Genomic DNA, 223 nt, shown 5'->3' with positions numbered 1-223 from the left:
AGAGTTATTTAGAAAATCAAAAGTTATATGGAAATAATCATGGTGTCCTTTCTCAGCCGCATTTATTGCCGCCAGCTAATGCTTATACTGTTTCCTGTGTTCCGTGGATAGAATTTAAACATTTCTCACTTCATAGTTATAATAATAAACCTTATTATTTCCCAACTATTGAAGCAGGTAGATTTATAGAAAAAAATGGTCAAATTAAATTACTACTTTCTAT

Annotated in this window: 1 protein-coding gene; it reads left to right on the top strand. The window is 30.0% G+C overall.

Annotation, left to right across the window (positions count from 1 at the left end; genetic code table 11):
* On the top strand, window positions 1-223 hold a 223-nt coding region (locus ACX6CF_RS26860; RefSeq protein ID WP_458788440.1), incomplete at both ends, for a CatA-like O-acetyltransferase.

Source organism: Vallitalea sediminicola, from assembly GCF_054408565.1.
This window is presented reverse-complemented; position numbering and strand designations above follow the sequence as displayed.